The sequence below is a fragment of the Capnocytophaga sp. oral taxon 324 str. F0483 genome, assembly GCF_000318315.2.
GTDB lineage: Bacteria > Bacteroidota > Bacteroidia > Flavobacteriales > Flavobacteriaceae > Capnocytophaga > Capnocytophaga ochracea.
The window spans coordinates 1-19,964 of the sequence record NZ_KB291486.1 but is presented as its reverse complement, the minus strand read 5'-3'; the positions used below and the strand labels follow the sequence as shown (position 1 = coordinate 19,964).

Annotated in this window: 20 protein-coding genes; 17 read left to right on the top strand and 3 right to left on the bottom strand. The window is 32.2% G+C overall.

Annotated features, from left to right (window positions below; all coding sequences use genetic code 11):
- The 9 genes from HMPREF9072_RS01510 to HMPREF9072_RS01470 all read left to right on the top strand — a co-directional run.
- The coding region (locus tag HMPREF9072_RS01510) for a hypothetical protein (protein ID WP_009410181.1) at nucleotides 1–863 on the top strand (863 nt) is incomplete at its 5' end.
- Between the two features lie 15 nt (nucleotides 864–878).
- Nucleotides 879–1,817, top strand: a complete 939-nt coding sequence (locus HMPREF9072_RS01505) for a type VI secretion system baseplate subunit TssG (protein WP_009410180.1) — start codon at nucleotides 879–881, stop codon at nucleotides 1,815–1,817.
- Nucleotides 1,818–1,832: 15 nt separating this feature from the next.
- Nucleotides 1,833–2,336, top strand: coding sequence for a type VI secretion system TssO (locus HMPREF9072_RS01500; RefSeq protein ID WP_009410179.1), 504 nt, complete (start codon nucleotides 1,833–1,835; stop codon nucleotides 2,334–2,336).
- A gap of 8 nt (nucleotides 2,337–2,344) precedes the next feature.
- Complete coding sequence (locus tag HMPREF9072_RS01495) at nucleotides 2,345–2,857, top strand: type VI secretion system transmembrane protein TssO (protein ID WP_009410178.1); 513 nt, start codon at nucleotides 2,345–2,347, stop codon at nucleotides 2,855–2,857.
- A gap of 3 nt (nucleotides 2,858–2,860) precedes the next feature.
- Nucleotides 2,861–3,760 (top strand): PKD domain-containing protein, encoded by a 900-nt coding sequence (locus HMPREF9072_RS01490; RefSeq protein ID WP_009410177.1) that lies wholly within the window; start codon nucleotides 2,861–2,863, stop codon nucleotides 3,758–3,760.
- Between the two features lie 6 nt (nucleotides 3,761–3,766).
- Nucleotides 3,767–6,178: a type VI secretion system protein TssR domain-containing protein gene (gene tssR, locus HMPREF9072_RS01485; protein ID WP_009410176.1), complete on the top strand. Its 2,412-nt coding sequence runs from the start codon at nucleotides 3,767–3,769 to the stop codon at nucleotides 6,176–6,178.
- 532 nt (nucleotides 6,179–6,710) lie between these two features.
- Nucleotides 6,711–7,103, top strand: coding sequence for a type VI secretion system tube protein TssD (tssD, locus tag HMPREF9072_RS01480; RefSeq protein ID WP_009410175.1), 393 nt, complete (start codon nucleotides 6,711–6,713; stop codon nucleotides 7,101–7,103).
- A gap of 76 nt (nucleotides 7,104–7,179) precedes the next feature.
- A complete protein-coding gene (locus HMPREF9072_RS01475) occupies nucleotides 7,180–7,632 on the top strand; it encodes a hypothetical protein (protein ID WP_009410174.1) in 453 nt (150 codons plus the stop codon).
- 13 nt (nucleotides 7,633–7,645) lie between these two features.
- A complete protein-coding gene (locus HMPREF9072_RS01470; RefSeq protein WP_009410173.1) occupies nucleotides 7,646–9,031 on the top strand; it encodes a DUF5458 family protein in 1,386 nt (461 codons plus the stop codon).
- A gap of 46 nt (nucleotides 9,032–9,077) precedes the next feature.
- On the opposite strand, the gene HMPREF9072_RS01465 is transcribed toward HMPREF9072_RS01470, so the two are convergent.
- The 3 genes from HMPREF9072_RS01465 to HMPREF9072_RS01455 are packed head-to-tail and all read right to left on the bottom strand — an operon-like array spanning nucleotide 9,078 to nucleotide 12,250.
- Complete coding sequence (locus tag HMPREF9072_RS01465) at nucleotides 9,078–9,950, bottom strand: TssN family type VI secretion system protein (protein WP_009410172.1); 873 nt, start codon at nucleotides 9,948–9,950, stop codon at nucleotides 9,078–9,080.
- A 15-nt stretch (nucleotides 9,951–9,965) separates the two neighbouring features.
- Nucleotides 9,966–11,789 carry a type VI secretion system baseplate subunit TssF gene (locus tag HMPREF9072_RS01460; protein ID WP_009410171.1) on the bottom strand — a complete coding sequence of 608 codons (1,824 nt, stop codon included), beginning with the start codon at nucleotides 11,787–11,789 and terminating at the stop codon, nucleotides 9,966–9,968.
- A 5-nt stretch (nucleotides 11,790–11,794) separates the two neighbouring features.
- A complete protein-coding gene (locus tag HMPREF9072_RS01455) occupies nucleotides 11,795–12,250 on the bottom strand; it encodes a GPW/gp25 family protein (RefSeq protein ID WP_009410170.1) in 456 nt (151 codons plus the stop codon).
- Between the two features lie 285 nt (nucleotides 12,251–12,535).
- On the opposite strand from HMPREF9072_RS01455, the gene HMPREF9072_RS01450 reads away from it, so the two are divergent.
- The 8 genes from HMPREF9072_RS01450 to HMPREF9072_RS12405 all read left to right on the top strand — a co-directional run.
- Nucleotides 12,536–13,291 carry a ParA family protein gene (locus tag HMPREF9072_RS01450; RefSeq protein WP_009410169.1) on the top strand — a complete coding sequence of 252 codons (756 nt, stop codon included), beginning with the start codon at nucleotides 12,536–12,538 and terminating at the stop codon, nucleotides 13,289–13,291.
- Entirely contained in the window at nucleotides 13,278–13,829 is a 552-nt protein-coding gene (locus HMPREF9072_RS01445; protein ID WP_009410168.1) for a hypothetical protein, read from the top strand. Before HMPREF9072_RS01450 ends, HMPREF9072_RS01445 begins: the two co-directional genes overlap by 14 nt.
- Before the next feature lie 131 nt (nucleotides 13,830–13,960).
- Nucleotides 13,961–14,542: a recombinase family protein gene (locus HMPREF9072_RS01440; RefSeq protein WP_009410167.1), complete on the top strand. Its 582-nt coding sequence runs from the start codon at nucleotides 13,961–13,963 to the stop codon at nucleotides 14,540–14,542.
- 84 nt (nucleotides 14,543–14,626) lie between these two features.
- A complete protein-coding gene (locus HMPREF9072_RS01435; protein WP_009410166.1) occupies nucleotides 14,627–15,205 on the top strand; it encodes a hypothetical protein in 579 nt (192 codons plus the stop codon).
- Nucleotides 15,202–15,450: a hypothetical protein gene (locus HMPREF9072_RS01430; protein ID WP_009410165.1), complete on the top strand. Its 249-nt coding sequence runs from the start codon at nucleotides 15,202–15,204 to the stop codon at nucleotides 15,448–15,450. The genes HMPREF9072_RS01435 and HMPREF9072_RS01430 overlap by 4 nt, the downstream gene beginning before the upstream one ends.
- Before the next feature lie 9 nt (nucleotides 15,451–15,459).
- On the top strand, nucleotides 15,460–15,843 hold the full coding sequence (locus HMPREF9072_RS01425; RefSeq protein WP_009410164.1) for a protein-export chaperone SecB: 384 nt from the start codon (nucleotides 15,460–15,462) through the stop codon (nucleotides 15,841–15,843).
- A gap of 193 nt (nucleotides 15,844–16,036) precedes the next feature.
- Entirely contained in the window at nucleotides 16,037–17,905 is a 1,869-nt protein-coding gene (locus HMPREF9072_RS01420; RefSeq protein WP_009410163.1) for a type VI secretion system Vgr family protein, read from the top strand.
- A gap of 12 nt (nucleotides 17,906–17,917) precedes the next feature.
- A partial coding sequence (locus HMPREF9072_RS12405; protein WP_009410162.1) for a PAAR domain-containing protein occupies nucleotides 17,918–19,964 on the top strand: 2,047 nt, incomplete at its 3' end.

The window sequence follows — 19,964 nt, the reverse complement described above, 5'->3', positions numbered from 1 at the left end:
GATATTATGGTATTTGCCCTAATGGATTTCCTATTCTTATAGATGAAAAAAATAATCCTGATATACGCGTTACCTTTGACTACCAAGAAGGAAAAGATAATCAAATTTGGGATATTGTATTAACCGTTTTTCCTTTTCAAAGAAAACCCGCAGGCACTCCTGATCCCAACGAAATACCATTACGCTATCCTAATGTCCAACCTCAATTCCAATTAGGAATAATCCCTACCCAAGAAAATACTACTTATGACGCTTTTAGTGTGATTGTAGGGGTTTTGAAAAGGAATAGTAATGCTGAATATGGTATAGATCATAACTATATTCCTCCTTCCTTGTCTATGGATGCTCACGAATCTCTAAAAGAAAATATGGGTGCTTTTTTAGAAAATATAAATGATATTGATAGTAAATTGAAAAGTATCTTATCAAAAATACAAATGCAGCCCAATCAAAATTCCATAACCGAAAGTCTTTCTGTTCTTTGCAAAGAAACGCTTAGGTATATAGCCTCTAACAACTATAGTTTTAAAAATAATCCTTATCAATTATCTCCTTTTGCTGTTTGTGAGAAGATAAATGGATTGGTAGGTTGTGTATTGTCTTCTTTTACATTTATTTCTAAAAAAGATAAAGAAGAGCTCTTGAAGTACTTCCAAGAATGGAATGGTATTTTGCCTGCTTCTTTTGAACAGATGCTTTCGGACTTTTATGCTATGACATATAATCACAATCGCATTCAGCTTTCTATGTATAGTATCAATTCTATTTTAGAAAATTTAAAAGAATTGTTTAGTAATCTTGCTCAATTAGAATTTGTAGGTCAGCACAGAGAAAGTATTGTTATATCAGAAAGTAGAGCATAATATCATACTCCTATTATGAAAAATAAGCTTACAATAAATCAGAATTTATTGAAGAACACTTTGGCTACGAATTTCAAAGCTGAAGTGTTTGCCTGTGCTCTTATTGAAAAGGGGGTTGATAAAGATAATATCAAAATTATTCGCAAAGGAAAATCTTATAGAGGTGTTCGCAAAGAAGTAGATAAAATTGTTGAAGAACATACCTCTAAAGGGAATCTTTATTCTATTCATATTCACAGAAAGGATTTATATGAATCTCTTCCCAAAGGTCTTTTCCACAGCACAAATTCTATCGTTCCAAAAAATAAAGAGAAAACAACTCTTTTAAAAATTATCAAGCAAGGAGAAAAGGAGGAAGCTTATGCTCGACTTTTTTTCAAACCTTTTGAGCAATTTATAGACCATACTTTTATTCTTGCTCAGTTATATGAGAGACGTTTAGAAAAACCTTATGAATACGATGATTTTGTAAGGTTGTTTGTTCCTTATTGGTCTTTTTTGAAGAAAATACCGTTAGATAAGGCTTTTTTTCTTGTGAATTTTCTATCACAGGGGCATCGTATTACTGATAGTGAGGAATTTGCTTCTATTTTGTCTTTTTTTTTAGAATGTGACGTAAAGGTAGAGGAAACTTTTAGAAGTTTTCGTTTGAAAGCTTCTCATCATTGGAAATTAGGAGAAGGTATATTAGGAAAAAGTTCGATTATAGGAAGTGAGTTTGTGGATACATTACCGGTAATTATCATACGCGTTAATAACTTACCTTGGAAATACAAAAAATTTATTTTTAATGAAAGCGAAGAGCGAAAACAAGTAGAAGCTTTATTAGATATGTTTATTCCTGCAGACGCTGAAATAGAATTTCATATAAAAGGGGACACGAAAGAAAATGTTTTCGTGCTTTCGGATACCGAAAAACCGGCAATATTAGGATATTCAACGATTTTAAGTTAAAAATACATAAACTAAATGAAATCTTTAAATAGAAAAGAAGTATTAATTTCTTATATTACTTTCACTGAATATATGATTTTTTTGGTGATGGCATCGCTTGTTTGTGTATTTACTTTCTTTAAGACATCTTCTGTAGAGATTAGTAAAATACAAACGGTGGGGAACGAAAATCAACAAATTTTTGATGAGCAGATGCTCTTAAGTAATCAGTTTGAAGACTTCTTTAAGACTTATCAAAGCATAGATTTGATACAAGAAAATAATGTTCCTTTTTTGATGAATAACATTGCAACTAAAAAGATGGATATAAAGAGTTCTTTACAAAGAATACCTAAGAAAGATGCGCTTACTTATAATTATATCATTGAAAAATCAGAATCCTTTTTGCGCACAAGAGATTCTATCAATGCTTTAAAAATAAAAGAAAATACCTATAAGAATGACGTGATACGTTGTTCAGAAGAAAGCAAAGTGATTACTCGGCAAATGAGAGTAGGGAATCTTTCATATGACAGATAAAACAACTTATGGAATACAGAAAAGAAAGATATAAAGTTACACGTTCACAAGAAAAGGTAATAGGTTTAGTGTATGTAGTTGCTGTTTTCTTATTAACCACAGGGCTCTGTGGTTATATTCTATTTTTTAGCACCTTCAACTATCAAACATTTAAAGGAAAGAAAGCTATTTTAGAGCAAATACATCGTGTAAAAGTTTTTGAAAAAGAACAAGCAAAACAGATGGAGAAAATAGAGCTTATCAACACAAAAATAGCTCAGTTTGACCCTTCACTAAAAGCTATTTATGAAAAACAGGAGATAACCCTTCTTTTAGGAGAGATTCGTAATGTTTACATTCAGCACAAGTGGGATAATCGTTATAAGATATTTGAACAAATGGCAATTTTTTACGAACTACAACTCTTGGATAAAGATCGTTTGTGGAATATTCAGCAAAACATAGAGAAATTCAAATCGGATTTAGAGCGTTGCCGTGCAAATACTGAGAATAGAAGAAATAACCTTCAACAACAAGTTTAGTTTATGAATAAAATTTTCAACCGGTGGACTCTTATTATCATAGGTTTTATAGTAATCGTCCTAACTGTTATGTGGTTTTTAAGAGGAAGTATTGTAAAGGCAGAAATTAGAGCTTGGGTATCTCCAAAAGAAGTAGAATTGGGGTATCCTATCCGTTTTATAGACAGTACATCGAATGCTACAGAAGTATTGTGGGAATTTGGTAATGGAGATTCTTCTAAAGAAAGGAATGGTGTATATTTATTTCCACAAACAGGAAAATACCAAGTGCGTTTGAGAGTAAATAATTCTGTTGAAAAACGCTTTATTGTTACTGTAAAAGAAAGCAATAGGCCTTCTGGATATCAGCCTATAAAAATCATTGCTCCACAAACAGCCATTCAAAACGAGTATATTTCTTTCTTCGCCGATGGTTACTCCAAAGAATGGCGTTGGGAATTTGGTGAAACAGGTGAGGTAGATTCCTACGAGAAAAACCCTACTTATGCTTATAAATTGCCAGGTTCCTATCAAATAAAACTAATGTCAGAAGATTTAGCTTTTCCTATTGTGCATTATATCGAAATATTACCTGAGTACACTGAGTCTGACGATTCGGATGTATTATCTCTTATTGCCAAAGATATACAAGAACACTTGCAAAATATCATAGATGGGGAATCTTTCAATGAGAATTACAATTACATATTAAATAAGTATTTATGCAATAACCCAAATCAATTAGTGATTGCTAATGGGGCTAAACAGATCGATTTCTATTCATATTGTTATGACCTAAAATTTATAGGAAGCCAATCTACTGTAAATATTCAAGATGTAGTGATAGAAACTGATAAGGGATCAAATTGTGTAAAGCATATTTTAGTAAAACAAAGTCCATTAACAACTGCTAAAACAAAATAAGAAACAATGAAAAAATTTTTCTTTATTACTATTAGTATCATTTTTTTGAGCTTAATGGGGTGTTCTCCTATTACTCCTCTCACTCGGGTAAAGAAAACTCCCAAAATATATACTCAGAACTTCTGTTGTGATGAAAAAGTAAAAAAAGCTTTAGAGAATAGAGCTCCTTGGATTGTTTTTTCTGATAGAGAAGAAAACCCTACATATTACAATGCAGGAGGAAAGGTAGTGTTAAAAAAAGCTTCTTATATGGAGCCCTTTTTAGTGATAGGAAAAAAAGGTAGCTACTTGCGTTTGATAAAATACACACCTGATATTATTGAAAACAACTCTCTAAAAAACAGAAAACAAATAGTTTATTACGGATGGATACATCAAGATAACTTGTTACTTTCCTCACACGCAATCACTGATATAACTTCTGGAAGAAGCTATAAGATGATGGCTACAATGAAAAATGAGAAGTCATTAACAAATACAGAATTCTTGTTCTCAAAAGATTCTTTGATACTCTATAAAGAACCTGAGTTGCTAAATCCTATTAAGAAAATAGCTCTTCACTCATTGGTTTATTTATATAAAAAGAATGACGACAGAAAAAAGTCTTTAGTTTTTGTAAAAACAAAAATCAATCCTGAAAATGCCAAAGAAGTTATTTCGGGATGGACGTCTTCGTCTCTTATAACTCCCTATGGTAATCTATTTTACAGTGATCTTTCCCGAATACCTTTACAAAAGCTGACCATTACGGGTGCTTCTAAGAGAGCTTTTACACTAGATCCCTCTTCTGTTTTTGAATCGGAAGGGGATTTTATAACACTAAACCCTATCACTTCAATTAAACAAGAAAGAAACATAGTGGCTATAGATACATATGCTCCTGTAAATGCAATAGATAACAATGAAAACTATATATATAGTCTTTCTGGAAATCCTATTACTTACAAGCAGTTAAAAACACTAAAAAAAGATTTAAAGCACATCAATGTTATTTTTGCTTTTGAAAATCAACAGAGTGTAAAAAATAACTTCGAACAAATAGTTATCTCTATTAACCAATTTAAGAATAAACTTCCTCAGAAAGGTAATGTTATTTACCGAATAGGAGCTGTTATAGGTTTTGGAATGAATAATACAGGATTGTTAGAAATACCTTTGTCTACAGATTTAGATTTCTCTTTAAAAGAGTTGGATAAATTAGCTGATATTAAGAAACAAATTCCAGCTTCTAATGAAGGTTCTTGGAAAGCGACCCAAAGAGCCTCACAAATGCTCTTAAAGTATAAGGATGAAAATAATATCATAGTAATTATAGGTGAAAATGGCAACAACAGCGAAAAGGTAGACCAATCCCTTATACAAAGTATTACAAATGTTCAAGCAAGAGTATTAGGCTATCAAATATTTGCTGACGAAGGTAATTCTTTTAACAATTTTGTCTTGCAAATACAAGATATCATTTTGAGGACGTCTAAAGAAATTGCTGCAAAGAAAAGAGATTTTTTAGTAAATTCTAATCAGTTGCGTGCAGAAAACCTTTTTGTGGAGAAAGGGGAAAACCAATATAGTTTAGATTTTCCTGAGCAAAGTATGTGGCAAGGGTGGGTAATATTTCCTAAGAAAAAAGAATTAATGTCACAAGATTTGCTGGTTTCTGCTCTGACCTCTTTAGTACAAGAAGTGCAAACCGATACCAAAAATGTAATTGATGAACTACAAAGCTCTTTTGCTGCTTCTGGAATGCCGAGAAGCAAAATTAGTACACAATGGGCTTCTTTACAAAACTTGCCTAATGGATATGCTTCTAATAGCAACTTCGCTAAAACTTTGGCAGGAGCCGAACCTCACACGCTTTTTCCTGCTTGGGTGGAAATAAAAGAAACTGATTGGAAAAAAGGTAATAGATATTTGTTACTTTCGGAAGATGAGATAGAAGTAGTGCGCGGGTTTTTGACTGATATTACACAAAAGCAAGTAGACTATAAATACAATGCTAAGAAAGACCTGAAACATAAAAAATCATTATTAGAAGATGATGGAGATATCACTAAAGAAAAAACTCAAGAAAATCCAGGGTATATCAGTACAAGAAAAATACGAAAATCATTGCAGAAGAGCTATTACAAATGGGTAAGAGATAACAAGCTACACCCACTCAAAAAACGAGAAATCAAAAAATTGTCTCTCTCAAAAGCTACAGAACTATGTATCTGGATGCCTTCAAGTAATACTACCACCCAACAGATTACAGTAATATCTGTAGGAGATAGTAAAACAGTTTCAGATGCACAGTTAGACGAACTCATTACCTACTTCTTACACAAAAAAGAAGCCTTCAATAAAGCTATTAACGAAGAAAATCAACTCAAATCTAACGGTGAAATCTTTTATAAAATAAGTAGGGAATATTTGCCTTAGAAAAAGAAATTTTAATCAAATATAAAGAAAATTGTTTGTATACATTACTAATGTTTGTATTTTTCTTATATGTTTTTAACAATTCGCTTATTTAAACAGAAAAACAATTTCTACTAAAATTAGTTTATAGAGACTTTATTTTTCTGATTTCTATGACAAATTATAAATATAGTACACATATTAAAATTTAATTCTTCAATAGAATTTATATGAATATAGAATAATGTTAATTAGCAATAATATTAATTCTATCTACTTATTATTTTTAATATACTATATTTTACATATATTACAATAAAATTTATTAAGTTTAGTTTTATAAATAGCTATAAATTTATTTATTATAATATAATGTATTATACGATTTTTATTGTATATTATGTTATTTTGTAAGTGTTTTTCAAGATAAAATAAAATAGAGATATAAAAAATATTCCTTAAAAATTTGTTTTTATGTATAAAAGTATTAACTTGCACCCGTTTTCTAAAAATAGAAAAAAAATTTATTGTTTCACACTAAAAATGTTATATTATGGCATTTAGCTCTACATTAAACTTAGGTGGTAAAGAATTTGATGTTCTTGACTGCAAATACTCTCTAAAAAGAGACGTAGATTCAAAAGGAAGACCTTCTTCTAATATTTATGGAGGTCGCATAACTGTAACTGTGGAGTCCACTTCGGATACTACAATTATTGAGCAAATGGTAAATTTGTACAAACCTTTTTCAGGTAGTATTGTCTTCAAAAAAATTGATGAAGATGCTAAAATGAAAGAACTTACCTTTGAAAATGCATATATTGTAGAATTTGAAGAAGGACTAAAAGCAGAAGGGGAAAAACCTATGTCTCTTTCATTTACAATTTCAGCTCAAGTTTTGAAAATAGGTAATGCAGAACACCACGAAAATTGGCCTAAAAGTTAGGCTAATTACTAAAAAGAGTAAGTGCCTGACCTTATCGTTAGGCACTTTTGTTTTATAATAACTAAAATCCCATCATATGAGTATAGTAGATTATGGCGTGGGAGGAAATATGGTAGAAAACGAAGCCTCAGAAGCTATTGCCAATATTCCTTCCAATCGCACCTTGTTAGTAGAAAAACTTACTGCTGAAGAACCTGTTGTTCCACAAACAGTAGAAGGACTTACAACAATTGAAGCTGTTTTTGAAGCTTTTAATCCTAATATAGATGTAACTTTTGAAACAGACGATGGAGAGCCTGTTCAGGAGAATTTTGTATTCAAAAATACAGGAGACTTCCAGGTAAAGAATCTCACTTCTCAAAGCCCCTTTTTGAAGAATTTAGAGATACAAAGAGATTTCTATACCAAATTGGTGAAACAGCTTCGTTCTAATAAAATTCTTCAACGAGCATTGGAGAATCCAGAAACAAAACAAGCCTTTATTAGTGCTCTTACCCAGCTTAAGAATGAGCTTAATGAAAATGTTTAAATTGTAATTGAATATGTCAGAACAACAACTTAATGAACAATTAAAATCTGAGCCAGCACTTCAAGAACGCCAGAAGAGTTCAGAGGCTTTTTCTCAAATAGCTTTAAACGAAGCCTTAACAGGACTTTCTCGTCTTGGAGGGTTTAGTTTTTTAGAATCGACTATAGAAGGAATTCAAAATTTGAATCCTGAGAGAAAAGCGCGTAAAAAAATGTTCTTAGTAGAAGAACAAAGTGCTCAAGAAAGAAAAGATTTAGCAAAGAAGATAGATTTATGGTTAGATTTGATCTCTAATAATACATCTATTGCTGATATGGTAGAAAAAAGTCAGCAGCAAGCCAATGAAACTGCTGATTTATTAGCTAAGAATCAACTTACAGCGGTTGAAACTGTTCGAGAATTAGAAAAATCATACCGTTCTGTTCAAGCATTTTATAAAAATACAGAAAGTGATAAAATAACTAACATCACTATTGTAAATGCTTCTCCTGAACAAATTACAGATCTTGACAATTCTGTTTTTATTGATTATATAGCAGATGAAATCAATAAAAATTACGATCGTTTAGATTTGAGAGAAAATTACTCTATATTAGTTCTCCCTGGTTATTTAGGATCTAACAAAGTTCTTGAAAAATGGGCTAAAATAGCTTATGCTAATAAAGTACTCCTGTTTACCGATTTTGCCGATTTAGAAAGACCTGATGATGTAGTAGACTTATTTTCATCATCAAATTTAACAGGGGGAGATATCTACAGAAGTAATGTAGTAATGTCTTGCAACTGGAATATAGGCAGAGGCGCTTATCAGGAGATAGGAGAGGAGGAAGATTTACGAGTTCCTCCTTCTACAGCACTTGCAGGTAGAGTTTATGCACAGCCTATTGCACAAGTAGTAGCAGGTAAGAAATATGGAGGTATTAATGAAGTAGATGCCGTTTCTTTTCCTTTAAAGAAAAGTGAAATATCACAATTAGAAGCAATGGGATTGGTTCCTATGGTGAATGAGTATGGAAAAGTAATGGCTTTTTCAGGAAAAACTCTTTTCAACGGAGATGATTTGGGACTGCAATCCTATTCAGTTGTACGAGTATTTGACCACTTAGCAAAAGTAAATATCGATTTTCTCAACCGTCGTGCTTTTGAGAATTGGAATTCGAAAATAGCACAGGATCTAAGAGGACAGTTGGTTCGTTATTTTGATAGTATAAAAGGACCTGGAAGATTGATTCAAGATTACAAAATAATTCGTTTGGAGCAAGATCCTAATCAGAAAGATAGGGTATATTTAGATATGCATATCACTCCGTTTTTCCATACAAAGAGTTTTATTATTAGACTCGATGGTACCAAAGGAGATGAAGGAACCTCTTGGGATACGGCATACGATGAACAATAGAATGTATATATAAAAAAAACCCTCAGAATTACCTGAGGGTTTTTTATTATTCTTCATTTTCTACTATTCTAAAAATGCGAGTACCAATAATCATATTCTTTTCAGGGAGTTTATTTTCTTGAAAAGATAAATCTGGGTCAATATACTTTTTAGGTGAAAGTAGAGAAGGTTTGGTATAAAAAACCCAACCATATTCGTCTTTTTTATCGTAGTATTCTATGAGGGAAGAGGTTTTTCTCGCATTGTAATCAGAAACGATGAGTTCAAACCAATCACCAAAAATCATTTCTTTTGTAGCTTTAGCTTTTAGTCGGATAGGTTTTTCATCGGTTAAGTTTTTATAAAACTCTATTTCGAATACTAAAAGGTTTTCGTTTTCGATTGACGAAGATGAATTATTGAATGAGTTGCCATCATAAGTACGTATTTTGTATATTTCGATAGGTATTTTTAAATACGATTGGAATGTTTGTACAAAGAGGGGGCTTACCACAATAGACAACAAACAAGTACTTGCCCATAACCCATATTTAAAATCATTGCTTATATTAAAAAATAATGAGAAAAGAGCTATGCTCATAAATAATTGTATTAGGAGCACTAAGAAATACTTCCAAAAAGGGCTATCGTTTAAGGTCTTACAAAATTCTTTTAAGTATATGTAGTTGAAATAACCTATTACGAGATAGAACAATTGCAATAACACATATCCTATAGGCATAAAATCAACTTGCAAGAAGCCTAACCAACCAAAAACAGAAAATATCAGGCTTGATAATACAATATAAAGAACTGCTTTTTTATCACTGAGCAGTTGTTGTTTTTTTGCCACAAAAATAGCTATAACACCCATTAGAATAGCAATAATAGGGAGTATGAATTGTGCTGTGAGTAGGGTTTGTATAAAAGAATAATTCATTTTTACTAAAAGGTTTTAATTTTCATCTATAAAGATACGATACTGAAAAGTCATAGGTGATATATGTACTAATTTTTTGTAAATATTTTCTATAAGTACCTCTTTCTCGTCTATTATTGAAAAAGTTTTTAGATGTACATCAATGGTGCGAACGAGTCCTTGTAAGGAAGTTTCTCCTTTGCTTATACCGTGTTCTATATAGACATCACTGATGGTATTAGGATATTCGGCTAATAGGAAAGTTTTGATGTCGTAATTAGTTACAATACGCCCTCTTCCATTGAGTAGATACTTGAACTGAGCAATTCTTTCTCTTTCGGTAGGCATGCCTAAACCTCCAGAAGAAGAAGTAAGTAAAAAGGCTTGTTTTACATAAGAATGAGCACCTACCGAAGTAGGAGATAGAGGAGTGTGAATACGTATTCCGTTTGCGAGTTCTCCTAAAGTTGTCCAATACTTGATAAAAAATAGATTTTCGGGAGAATTATCCAGGAATATGTAATGAAGCGTTTCATAATCTCCTTCATTTTGTAACGTGCTTCTCATAAGTTCTATTCTCTTTATGGTTTCTGTTGCCATTTCTTTAATATCTTTGTATTCTTTTTGTAAGAAAACTCTATTCCCTTCATCTTCTAATATATTTTCTAATTTAGCTAAGAAATCTTTGGTACTTCTATTGTCGAAACTTTCACTTCCTCCTTGACGCAAGGCGTAGGTTCTTTGTATAGTCTTTGTTTTAAAACCGTGATTTCGTGTATATAACTCATTTTTATCATCAGTTACTGATATGACTCCTAAAAAAGATTCTCTTTTCTCTAAATTTAGAGGAATAATTCCCAGTTCTCTTTCATTATTATGAGTAATTTCCTTAAGTTCTTTATTAGCAACAGGCACTGCATTGATAGCAATTTCTATTTCCGATAAAATTTGGTAGGAGAACTGCTCTGGAAAGCTAACACCTATCCACAGTAATTTTTCATCACATACAGCTACAGCATTTTCATTAGTTAGTATAGGCTCACCTATATTGTGAGTAGGCACTAATAAATTTTGTTCGTTTTTTACAAGAAAAGATTGATCTATAGTAAGATAATGAGGCATATAGTGCTCCAAAATCTCTCTATTTACTCGGTAATTAAAGTCTTGATTATCAAAAAAATGCTCTACTAAGTTATTTTTACTTATATGCTCCTCTACATATAAATGGTTTCTTACTTTTAAAGACTTGTTATTACATTCCCATTGAGTATATTGAAGAAGATTGAGATAGTCTTCTTTCTTAATGACATTAGGAAAATTGAAGAAAAAAGACAGATGTTCTAAGTCTTTTATCTCTTCATCTAAAGAGATTCCTATCCATATTTTTCTATCAGAGAATAAAGGAGCTGTGTATAGTTCTTTTTTGTTTAACTGCTCGTCTATTTGTATTATACCTTGTGGATGTATAATTTTCTTTATGTTTGCCTGATAAAGAGGAACATTGGCTATAGGAAAAAAAGAATATTCTTGTCTGAAGTCATTTCCTACGAATGGACTTTTTACTAAAAATCTCATCTCTAATTCAGTTTTAACCTTATTCCTTTGGGGAACAATATAGGCAATGGCGTGAGAGGGTTTGGCTTTAGATACCGATTCAGGCAAAAGTACTTCACTAAGTCGCTGTATGACTCTATTCTCCATATCATACATTTCTCCAGAAAGCACATACAATTGCTCAGATAGTACCTCTATAAGAAGACGTACTAAAGGATCTAAATTTTCTACATTTTTTATGTTCCAGAAGTGTAAGACACTTCGTATCATTCTTTCTTGTATTTCTTCTTTTTTGCCTTGGATCATAATTGCTATTTTTTTGATAAAGGACTCAAATATAACTGATACTGAAAAGTACAGTATTTTCCATTGCTCTTCAGTTTTGTTTTGATGAGGATTTTCACTTGTTTTCTTATATTTACATTCCCATATAGAGAGTCTTCTTCCAAAAGTTCGTCTATTTTCATTTGAAAATTTAAAATTGTAATTCTCGGTTCGTATAAAGAGATAGATTTTTTCAAACTTTCAGAAACTTCTTCTTTCCAACCTTCGACGGTTTTTACTTGTTCAAAATCTAATTCACCAATAGTAGAGCCGTATTGTTTGTCAAAACTACATTCTCCTTGATAGGTAGTAATAAGGAGCTCTATATGAGCATCTATAGATTCTACTTCTGTACATTTACCTAAGTCTCCTTTTCTTTCATCAAAAAAGGAGGAAAAATCTAAAGGAATTTTGTAATTGTTTCTGGGCTCGTTTATAGTCATTCTTTTTGAGAATTATATGTACATACAAAAGTTACAAATGTACACTATTTTTGTGAGATACAAGCAAAAAATAAAAAAACTTTGTTTTTTGTGATAATTCCACAACTAATAAGTGTATTTTTTTCTTCTGAAAAATTTATAATATTTTTTCTTTTCAAAGAAATATATATGAAACTTTATGTATTTTATTTAACTTATGTTCAGTAAATAACAATCAAATATACAATATAGCTTGTTTATATGAATAATTATATATACCTTTGCCTCGTAATATATCATAATAATATGAGAATCGTAAATATCAATCACAAAGGAGGTGTAGGAAAAACCACCAATACTATTCATATAGGTGCTGAACTTCATAATCGAGGATACAAAGTACTCCTCATAGATGCCGACAATCAATGTGACTTAACGGGAGGTATAGGAATTAAAAATACAACCTACACCATCAAAGACTTCTTGGATAACAAAGGGAAAAATGTACGCCTTTCCAGTATAGGCGAAAACTTCCATCTATTAGCGGGGTCTCCTGATTTGTATGCCGATAAATATAACCGACAAGAACTACAAAATGCATTAGGAAACTCCCACTTTGATGAGCTATATGATTTTATATTAATTGATTGTCCTCCTACGGGTATCAATCCTCACTTTGTTACTTCCGCTGAATTAGCTATCTGTGCCGTAGATTATGTAATCATTCCCATACAAGCCGATTTGTACTCGATCAAAAATGTATTTCCTTTTTCAAAAAAAATGTTAGCCCTGAAAAAGTATAACAATCGCCTCAAACTACTCGGTATATATTTCTCTAATGCTATCGATAATACCAATGTTTTTAGCGATTGCTTCACCAAACTGAAAGAAGAAAACCCCAATTATGTATTCACCACCTATATTCGCAAAGATGTAAAAGTGGTGGAAGCGGCTCTGGAAGGGATGACCATTTTTGAGTATAATGACAAGTGTAGAGCTGCTGAAGATTTTAAAAATTTAGTAACCGAAATCTTAACAAAAATAGAAAATGGCAAAAACTAAAAAGATAGAAAGAGTAGGAGAGTTTATTCCAGAGAGTTTTGATGTTATTGCATCAAAACTCAATGAAGATTTTTCTCCAAAAAATAAAAAACAAAATATACGTATCAGTCTCACAAAAGAAAAAAGTGACAAGTTTAAATATCTGCTAAATATGTTCATCGTCAAAACAGGAAATGTATATTATATGCAAAGAAAAGATTTCTTGCGTATGATACTTCTCGAAATGATTGATGAATTTAATCAGACCAATAGCTTCTTCCCAGCAAAAGATACTGCTTTCAAAGATTTTATAAAACGTGCAGGTCGTAGGTGGGGCGAAAGAACCATTCCCTCAAAAGAACTTTCGTTTATCATTTTTGGAGGATATGATGATGATACCCTACAATTGTATGATGATGTTTGTTATTCATTAGCCAAAAGAGAAAATATGGAACGTATGAGTCAATACTCTACCAGCTTTTTCTTTATCGATATCATTAATTTCATAGAAGAAAAATCTTATTACCTATACAAAAAATACAAAATTAAGAAACTCTAACTTTTTCTTTGAAGTGGTTCAGAATAACGATCCTTTTTTAAAACATTTTCAGTACATTATTTGCACCCCTCTAAAACAGTACCAAAAACCGTCTTTTTTAATAGTAACATATATTAATACTTTTTAGAACTATGACCTTTGGATATGCCCGCGTCTCTACTGCTGACCAAAATATCAGTACTCAAGTAATCCTCCTAAAAGAAAACGGATGTGAAAAAATATATACCGATATTGGCAGTGGGGTACGCGAAGAAAGAAAAGGGCTTAATGAAATGCTTTCCTTTCTACGTGAAGGCGATATCGTAATGGTATACAAAATCGACAGAATTTTTCGTTCTCTAAAAAATATGATTGAGCTCATAGAGACTTTCAATCAAAAGAAAGTGTTCTTCAAAAGTCTTACAGAACCTACTTTTGATACTACATCTGCCAATGGTCGCTTTGTAATTCAAATTTTTGGAGCTGTTGCAGAATTCGAAAGAGACCTCATTACCGAACGCACCAAAGCAGGATTAGAAGGAGCTCGTAAACGAAATAAACACTTAGGTCGTCCCACAGGAGTAAGCCAAGAAATTTTAGAAAAATATCAATTTGCACTACACCTATACAAAAATAAAAATATACCTATTGACAAAGCCTGTAAACAAGCAAGAATAAGCAAAACATCTTTTTACAGAATCGATAAAGAAAATATTTCTGATTCTAAAAAATAATGTATCTTTGCATATTATTCTATAATCGATTACAGATATTTATAATTGGTTATAGTAGTATTTATACAAAGGCAATTGTAATTTATGAATAAAATTACCATAAAAGGACATCACGGAACAGATTTTGATAGTTATAGAAAAATATATACCTCTAACTACGAAATATCTAAAGGAGATGATCATTGGTTAGGAGATGGGGTATACTTTTTTGTAGAAGGTATAGCTACAAATACTGCAAAATTAGCTGAAAAATGGGCTATAGCACAATCTTGGGACAATGATAAAAAGAGACCTAAATACAGGAACTTTGCAGTTATAGAATCAGTAATTGAAGTAGAGGAAGATAAATTTTTAGATCTAACAACAGAGGATGGCGTAAAAATATTATCTGATTTAGCAAATTTTTTTATTGATACAATAAAAAGAAGCAAGAAAAATTCAAAAGATAAAGAGTGGGAATTTTACGATGGTGAATTAATAAATATAGCAAGAAAGGATGAAACATTTCCTTTTGATATTGAAGTGGTTAAAGGGAACTTTTATATTAAGTTCAAAGAAGAAAGAATAAAAGGTATTAACCTTAGAACAAGTAACTGTACAATATGTACTGTTTATAATCCAAATGAAAATATTAAATCTAAAAAATTAGTAAAATCATTATGAAATATTCAGATGTAAAAGACAAAATTGAAAAATATTTCAGAGAAGTTAATCCTGACAGACTCTATGATTTAGCTATTTCTTGTGGCTTTAAACAAGTTGATAAAAAGGTAGAAGAAGAGCTACAAGAAGAAGTTAGCTTTGAAAATAGAAGTATAACTCATTATAAATATGTTGTTTTAGAAAAAAGTACATCTCATAAAGATTATAAATTTGAAGATGATTCCGACTATTTAGCAACTGCTTAATTTAAAGTTATGAACATACAATTAGCAAATTGGGAAATTGTAGAAATGAATTATTCTCTTTTAAATATTAAAGAAAGGAGAGGAGAAAATTCTTTTGCTCTAAAGTTTAAAAAATTGTTTAATAGTAAAAACAAATACTTTTTTAGAATTGTTTTTTTTCTTACTGTTAAAGATAAGAAATTTGATTTGAATATTGAAGCTGTGTTTAATTTTAAAACAGATGAAGAATTTACCGAAGAATTTAAACAATCTCACTTTCCAAGAATAAATGCTCCTGCAATAGCATATCCTTATTTGCGTGCATACGTTTCAAATTTGACATTGCAATCAGGGGTAAATCCAGCTATGTTACCAACTCTTAATTTTGTGAAATTTCAAAACCCAGAAGATTAAAATTCTTCCAATATCGCATACACCAATCTCTCCTAAGGGATAGCTTCTGTAAGTATACGTGGTTTATATGAATTAAGGTGCCTAACGGCACCTTAATTTTTTTTAAACAAACAATCCAGAAAATAAAATATTTCTTTGTCATTCCATTTCTTTTTACTACCTTGCGCCCATATTAATATTAAACAATTGTATTATGCAAAGTACATTCTCCAAACTCCGTCCCATATTTCATTCGATACATATAGATGGAAAAGACAAGACTTCACGCTTTAACAGTCTGTTGTTAAAACAATCATTTAACTCTTGCTGTGATTTTGAGCTTATAGAGACCATTGCTACGCGTAAAACACTTTGGCAAGGTGAGTCGCAAGAGCTCTTAAAACAAGTGGGCAAGAATGTGATTATACGCCTTTCGTTCCCCAGAGGACAAAACACTTATCAATTCTCAGGCTTTATTACCGAAGTCGTGATTGACTCGGACACTGCTATACAGGGAGGTAGCGAAAATAAGATACGTATTATAGGTAAAGGGAGTCCTGTGGTGTTAGATGATGCGCCTTCGATGAACTCGTTTGTAGACCAAGATCTCAAAAATATTGTTGAGAAAGTGTTTAAAAACAAGTATTTTGACTTGACGTGTAATCCTAAGTTTAAAGAGATTATTCCTTACGCAACACAATATAAAGAAAGCAGATGGGGGTTTTTGAACCGGCTTTCGGCTATCTATAACGAACTGTTGTATTTTGACGGTAGCAAACTCGTGTTTGGTGGTGTAGCAGATGAACATTCTGAAAACCTGACCATAGACGAAGATATTACCGAATTTAAAGTTTCTTCCAGAACTCTTCCTTTTAAATATACGCTTTACAACTACAATGCGGAGGACGACGAATATAGTTATTCGGATACTGAAGAGGAAATAAGACCACGCAATACCTATACAAAAAACGTTTTTCAAGACCCTGAAAATTTATATCAACAAAGAGGAATGCTTCCTATTGAGGTGCCTGCTCACCTGTCTGGCGATACTATAAGATTGCAACAGAGCAAATACCAACAATCATTAGGAAAAATGCACTCTATTGAAGGGAAAACCCATAACAGCCTCGTACGTTTGGGTGGACTAATTTATGTAAAATTTCCTTCAGGTTTTGAGAAAGAGAATATGGGTGAATACCGCGTGATTTCGGTTGAACACTGTGTAGACCGCGACGACTATTACAACCACTTTGTAGCTGTGCCCTTAGGTATGGAGTATACACTTTATGAACCTATAACGGTTGCTTATCCTGAAATAGCGGAAGTAGTAGCGAATGACGACCCTAAAAAGCAAGGACGTATACAGGTGCGTTTCTTTTGGCAAAAAACTTTAGGTGAGCAAACACCTTGGTTGCGCGTACAAACACCAGACGCAGGGGTACTGACTGACAAAAGTGGCAACCGCGGGTTTCAGTTTATTCCTGAGGTAGGCGACCAAGTAATGGTGAGTTTTGAGCAAGGTAACCCACACCGCCCCTATGTAAGTGGCAGTATGTACCACGGAAAGAACGCTAAAGAAGTAAGTAATAATGTGAGAAGTATTACTACAAAAAGCGGAAGTACCATTGTGTTTGATGATAATGACGGCAAAGAGAGAATTACTATTAAGGACAAGAATGGGAATATCATTCTGTTAGATACTAAAGCAAAGAGCATAGAAATTACAGCACCAGAGAATATTGTGATGAAAGCAAAGAATATCACTTTAGAAGCCGAAGCTCGCATAGAGGCAAAAGCGAAAGAGAATATTACAGCTACGGCGGAAAAAGAGCTTTTATTTAGTGCCAATGACGAGGGAGTTATACAAACCAAAAAAGGCTTTACAGTAAAGACAGATGATGATGTCATAGTAAAGAGCCAAGGCGGAATGAATGTCTCCATTGAAAGAGATTTACAAATCAAATCTAAGGGAGATGCTTTGTTAAAAGGTAGTGGTACCACTAAAATAGAAGGTAGCGAAACTAAAGTATCTGGAAAAACCGCTTCTTTAGAAAGTAGTTCTACTAAATTTGAGTTATCATAAATATCATAACTTATGGACAAAAAACAAGTAGTAACGATAAATACAATGCACACTTGCCCAATGACCACGGGCAACACACCCCACGTAGGTGGACCTATCATTGGTCCAGGGTGCTCTACTGCAACACTCAACGGAATCCCTATTGCTTTGCAAGGGGATAAATGTATATGTGCTGCAGGAGGACAAGATGTAATTTTACAAGGCTGTCCCACCGCTACCATCAACGGTGTACCTATAGCCCTACAAGGCTCTCCTACAGCACACGGAGGTACGATACCTGCAGGCGTACCAGGAGCAGTGATTATTAGCAAAAACACTTCAGTTTTAGAAGCAGGAGCTGAAGGTGAACCCGCAGTTTACAATTTGCAGTGGAAGAAGGAAGATTTGATAGTTCAGGAGACGAAAGTAGAAAAGGTAGTAACTTTGGTAGCCGATACGCGCAATATATCCGATGGGGAAGAAGTAGTGATAAAGGTACACACAAAAGAGCCAGACGGAGGTAGCACTGTTGTAGCAGAGCTAAAGGGAATAGTAGAGAACAACCAGGTGAAGGTGGATTGGAAAGTAGAGGAGCAACAAGAGCCAACAGAACCTTCTGCTGATTGCACGGTTAGGTTTGTTTTAGGTAAGAACGAAAACAACAATTTTGGTTTTGACTCTTATGAAGTTTCTAAGAAAGGGTGTAAGGATAAAGAAAAACTAAAAAGTGCCTATAAGAAGTTAGAACCTTTTAGAGAGGAATACCTAATGCCGTGGATAAGTTTAGGCAAAGGAGAAACTATTTTTCTTAAACAAAAGATAAAAGGGAAATATAAAGAAATTACATTTAAAGAACCTAAGAGCTATTTTACCTTTGAACCTGCTACAATTACGCCCAAAACTGAACAAGTAAAAATAACGTGTAATGATACTATTACTGAAAAAGAGTATAAGGTAGAAGTATTAGCTGATGGCAAAGTAGCGGGCGGACTAATGTTTGTGGGAAACAGTGTTAAACATATTATTGTAAGACCTGTTTTTGTATTGGAAAGTAAAAATGAGGGACAAAAGAAAGAATTAAAGGATATTGCAGGTAAAGAAAAGTTGGAAAAATATTTTAAAAAAGCTTTTGCTCCCTCACTTATTAAAACAGACGTAAAAGAACCTTATAAGTTAAGTCTTTCTGAAAATGATTATATCCATCCTGATAAAGCTCTTAATTATATAAAAGGTATACGTGCTTGTTTTAATATCAAAAATGGAATAGAAATAGAAAATCCTACTGACGACAAACGTGAGGAACTTATAAAGAATCTAAACCAACTATTTATTCTTAGCAAAATAGAAAATAAAATAGAGACAATTAATGAAATCGTATTGTTTTTAACAAATTTTCAATGTACCGGAGATAAATCTGCTAAAGAAGTCCCTGATAGCTACAACGGATTCACTTACGGCAAAAGTGTTATAATGATGTTTTTAGCAAATAAAAACGTGTTTCCTAATGTAGAAATCCCTCACGAGGTAATGCATGCATTAGATTTAGAACATACTTTCGACTCTAAGGAAGTTTATCATTTTACAAAAGGGGCAACCAAAAACTATATGGACTATGACAATAAGAAAAAATACACTTTCAAATGGCAATGGGAAAAGATGCGAAATTCTAAATGGATTATTGTACCTCTATTATTTTTACTATTTGTTTTAAATGCTTGTTCTTCTTATAAGAATATAGATTGTAACTATAATTATAATATAAGAGAAGAAGAAAAAAAAGTAGATACTTTAAGTTCTGATTTTAAATGGTATACTGAAAAGAAAATAAATAATGATGCTGTTTGGTATGAAAAGCCTCTTATTGCTTCCAAAGTAAAAAGATTTACAAAGTACATTGAAAAAGATACGTTAGGAATTGAAATGAATACACTTATAGAGTATGATTTAGAAGGAAATATTAAAAGTGTACGTTCAAGTATTCCTTATATTCCAGTAGGCAGAGAATTTATCTTTGATGACCAAGGGAATATTAAAGAAGTGATTAACCACGATGAGGGGTGGAAAATATGTGCTTTTCAAG